This window comes from Burkholderia sp. Ac-20392 (assembly GCF_017104585.1).
GTDB lineage: Bacteria > Pseudomonadota > Gammaproteobacteria > Burkholderiales > Burkholderiaceae > Burkholderia > Burkholderia lata.
Map to the genome: position 1 here is coordinate 1 of NZ_JAAGPB010000656.1, position 3,765 is coordinate 3,765.

4 protein-coding genes are annotated in these 3,765 nt (G+C 69.2%); all 4 read left to right on the forward strand.

The features are described 5' to 3' along the window. Positions 1-27 precede the first annotated feature (27 nt). Genes G3N99_RS36355 through G3N99_RS36370 form a run of 4 tightly spaced genes read left to right on the forward strand, consistent with a single transcriptional unit; the run spans position 28 to position 3,747 of the window. Positions 28-1,266, forward strand: a complete 1,239-nt coding sequence (locus G3N99_RS36355; RefSeq protein ID WP_206124776.1) for an acyl-CoA dehydrogenase family protein — start codon at positions 28-30, stop codon at positions 1,264-1,266. Next, the gene (locus G3N99_RS36360; RefSeq protein WP_206124777.1) at positions 1,263-2,465 is read left to right on the forward strand and encodes an acyl-CoA dehydrogenase family protein; all 1,203 of its coding nucleotides are present in this window, start codon (positions 1,263-1,265) and stop codon (positions 2,463-2,465) included. The genes G3N99_RS36355 and G3N99_RS36360 overlap by 4 nt, the downstream gene beginning before the upstream one ends. Continuing rightward, positions 2,462-3,262 (forward strand): SDR family oxidoreductase, encoded by an 801-nt coding sequence (locus G3N99_RS36365; protein ID WP_174940821.1) that lies wholly within the window; start codon positions 2,462-2,464, stop codon positions 3,260-3,262. Before G3N99_RS36360 ends, G3N99_RS36365 begins: the two co-directional genes overlap by 4 nt. Beyond that, a complete protein-coding gene (locus tag G3N99_RS36370; protein ID WP_174944192.1) occupies positions 3,262-3,747 on the forward strand; it encodes a MaoC family dehydratase in 486 nt (161 codons plus the stop codon). Before G3N99_RS36365 ends, G3N99_RS36370 begins: the two co-directional genes overlap by 1 nt. Positions 3,748-3,765 lie beyond the last annotated feature (18 nt).

Sequence of the window (3,765 nt, forward strand, 5' to 3'; positions counted from 1 at the left end):
GCGCAGCGCGTGTACGGGAGCTGAACGATGGATCTGGCGCTCACCGACGAACAGGCGATGATCCGCGACGCGGCGGCCGACGTGCTCGCGGAGCGTAGCGCGTCCACCGACGTACGCCGCGCGCTCGAGCAGTCGGCCGGCCGTGACGATGCGTTGTGGTCCGCGCTGGCAGGCGAGCTTGGCTGGAACGCGCTCGCGCTGCCCGAGGCGGCAGGCGGGCTGGGGCTCGGTGCGGTCGAGCAGACGGTGCTGATGGAACAGCTCGGCCGGCGCGTCGCATGCGTGCCGTATTTTTCGACCGCGTGCCTTGCGGCGACCTCGCTCGCCGGCTTCGCTGATACGCCGCTGGCAAACGGCTGGCTCGCGAAGATCGCGGAAGGTGCGTGCAGCGCAACGCTGGCGCTGCCGTTCGACCTGCCGGCCGGTGCGTGGCAACTGCCGGTCGTCGCGGAAGAAACAGCCGGCGGTTATGCGCTGTCCGGCACGATCGAGCAAGTGATCGACGGCGCGCGCGCCGACCTGCTGCTGGTGCCCGCGCGGATCGCGAATGAAGGGCAGTCGATCGGGCTGTTCGCGATCGACGTCGCAACGGCGTCGGGGCTCACGATCACGCCGCTCGACACGCTCGATGCAACCCGGCCGATCGCGCGCGTGGTGCTCGACGAAGCCCGCGTGAGCCGCGACGCGCTGCTTGCGGGCGGCACGGCGGTGGCACAGGTGCTGGAACGCACCGCCTGGTTCGCGGCGCTCGCGCTGGCCGCAGAACAGCTCGGCGGCGCCCAGCAATGCCTCGACCTGACGCTCGACTACACGAGCCAGCGCGTGCAGTTCGGTCGAGCGATCGCATCGTTCCAGGCCGTCAAGCACCGCTGCGCCCAGATGATGGTGCTGATCGAAGCGGCACGCTCGGCCGTGCTCGGCGCCGCGCATGCGTGGGACGCCGAAGCCGGCAGCGTGCTGCCGAGTGACGCATTGCGCGCCGACATCGCCGCCGCGAAATCCGCCGCGAACGACGCGTATGGGTTCTGCGCACAGGAATCGATCCAGTTGCACGGCGGCGTCGGCTTTACTTGGGAATACGACCCGCATCTCTATTTCAAGCGCGCACAGGCATCGGGTGCGCAGTTCGGCAGCACGCCGCAACTGCTCGAATGGATCGCGTCCCACGCGATCGACGGCGGCGCATCGCATCGCGACGAAGCATTCACCCCGGCCGCCGCGGCGGCATCTCGTCCGTCGGCTGCGCGCGCAGGAGCTCTCCAATGAACAGCGAAACGCGCGAACAGCAATTGCGGCATGAAGTGGCCGACTGGGTGCAGTCGCACCTGACCGGCGACTTCGCGTGCCTGAAATACCGCGGCGGCCCCGGCGACGAGGAAGCGTGGCCCGAGCTGCGCAAGGCGTGGGAGCAGGAACTGGCGCAGGGCGGCTGGACCGGGCTCGGCTGGCCGACGGATGCCGGCGGGCGCGGCTTCTCGGTCGCCGAGCAGGTGATCTTCCACGAGGAATACGCACGTGCGGGCGGCCCCGGGCGGATGGGTCACATCGGCGAAGGGCTGCTCGGGCCGACGCTCGTTGCGTGCGGCACCGACGACCAGCGCGCGCGCTTCCTGCCCGGCATCCTGGCCGGCACGCAGTTCTGGTGCCAGGGCTATTCGGAACCCGGCGCGGGTTCCGACCTGGCGAACGTGCGCACGCGCGCCGAACAGGATGCGGACGGTACGTGGCGCGTGCACGGCCAGAAGGTCTGGACGTCGCTCGCGCACGATTCCGACTGGATCTTCGTGCTGGCGCGCACCGATCCCGCGTCGAAGGGCAACAAGGGGCTGTCGTTCCTGCTGATGCCGCTCGACCAGCCGGGCATCGAGATCCGGCCGATCAAGCAGCTCAACGGCGGCGCGGAATTCAACGAAGTATTTTTCGACGGCGCGCGCGCGGAAGCCCGCGACCTCGTCGGCGCGCCCGGCGACGGCTGGCGGATCGCGATGACGCTGCTCGGCTTCGAACGCGGGATGTCGACGCTCGGCCAGCAGATGCAGTTCGTCCGCGAACTCGAATGGGTGATCGACGCCGCGCGCGAAGCGGGCGCGGACCGTGACCCCGTGCTGCGCCAGCGGATCGGCCGCGCGTGGGCCGGGCTGCGCGTGATGCGCTACAACGCGCTGCGGATGCTGTCCGGCGCGGACGACACCGATGCCGGCGCGGGCGCGCCGCTGCGCCGCGAGGCGCTGATCTACAAGTATTTCTGGTCGAACTGGCACCGCGACCTCGGCCAGCTCGCGATGGATGTGCTCGGGGCCCGCGCGAACGTGATCGATCCGGCCGACGAAAAGCTCACCCATCTGCAACGCGTATTCCTGTTCTCCCGTGCGGACACGATCTACGCCGGCACCAACGAAATCCAGCTCAACATCATGGCCGAGCGCGGGCTCGGCATGCCCAGGGAAGCGAGAGGAACAGCATGACCGAACCCCAGATCCAGAAAGCGCCGGCCTACGTGCCGGGCCACCAGCTGCTCGCCGGCAAATCGGTGCTGATCACGGCTGCCGCGGGCGCCGGCATTGGCTTCGCGGCCGCGCGCCGCTGCGCGGAAGAAGGCTGCCGCGCGCTGTTCATCTCCGACATCCACGAAAAGCGCCTCGAGCAAGCGGTCGAGACGCTGCGTGCCGAAACGGGGCTGCAACAGGTCTACGGCCGCCTGTGCAACGTCGCGGTCGAGGCCGACGTGCAGGCGCTGGTCGCGCAAGCGCAGGACAAGCTCGACGGCGTCGACGTGCTGATCAACAACGCCGGGCTCGGCGGCTCGACCCGCATCGTCGATATGGACGATGCCGAATGGTCGCGCGTGATCGACATTAGCCTTACCGGGACGTTCCGGATGACGCGCGCGATGCTGCCGCACATGCAGGCCCGAGGCCGCGGCGCGATCGTCAACAACGCATCGGTGCTCGGCTGGCGCGCGCAGGCGGAACAGGCGCACTACGCGGCGGCGAAGGCGGGCGTGATGGCGCTCACGCGCTGCGCGGCGCTTGAGGCGTCGCCGTACGGCGTGCGCATCAACGCGGTCGCGCCGAGCATCGCGATGCACGATTTTCTGAAGAAGTCGGCCCCGGCCGACTTGCTGAATCAACTGGCGTCGCGCGAAGCCTTCGGGCGCGCCGCCGAAGTCTGGGAGGTCGCGAACGTGATGGTGTTCCTTGCAAGCGATTACGCGTCGTACATGACCGGCGAAGTGCTGTCGGTCAGCAGCCAGCACGCATGATGAGCACGACCCTCGACCCCGTGCGTGCGACGCCCCGCGTGTTCGCGCATCCCGGCGAACTCGCGGCGGCCGTCGGCGACACGCTCGGCGCGAGCGCGTGGCTCGCGATCGACCAGATCCGCATCGACGGCTTCGCCGATGCGACGGGCGACCACCAGTGGGTGCACGTCGACCCGGTGCGCGCGAAGGACGGCCCGTTCGGCGCGTGCATCGCGCACGGCTACCTGACGCTGTCGCTCGTGAATTACTTCCTGCCGCAGATCGTGCGGATCGACGGCGCGCGCCTCGGCGTCAACTACGGCTGCGACAAGATCCGTTTCCCCGCGCCGGTGAAGGTCGGCGCGCGCGTGCGCGGCGTCGGCGAGCTGCTGCGCGTCGAGCCGCTCGAAGGCGGCGTGCAGGCCTGGATTCGCGTGACCGTCGAGATCGAAGGCGACGCCAAGCCCGGTTGTGTGGCCGACACGATCAGCCGTTACTACTTCTAGATTCAGAGAGCAGAGACA

Coding starts and splice junctions, on each gene's coding strand:
- G3N99_RS36370 (WP_174944192.1), top strand. CDS start 3,262: ATGAGCACGACCCTCGACCCCGTGCGTGCGACGCCCCGCGTGTTCGCG.
- G3N99_RS36365 (WP_174940821.1), top strand. CDS start 2,462: ATGACCGAACCCCAGATCCAGAAAGCGCCGGCCTACGTGCCGGGCCAC.
- G3N99_RS36355 (WP_206124776.1), top strand. CDS start 28: ATGGATCTGGCGCTCACCGACGAACAGGCGATGATCCGCGACGCGGCG.
- G3N99_RS36360 (WP_206124777.1), top strand. CDS start 1,263: ATGAACAGCGAAACGCGCGAACAGCAATTGCGGCATGAAGTGGCCGAC.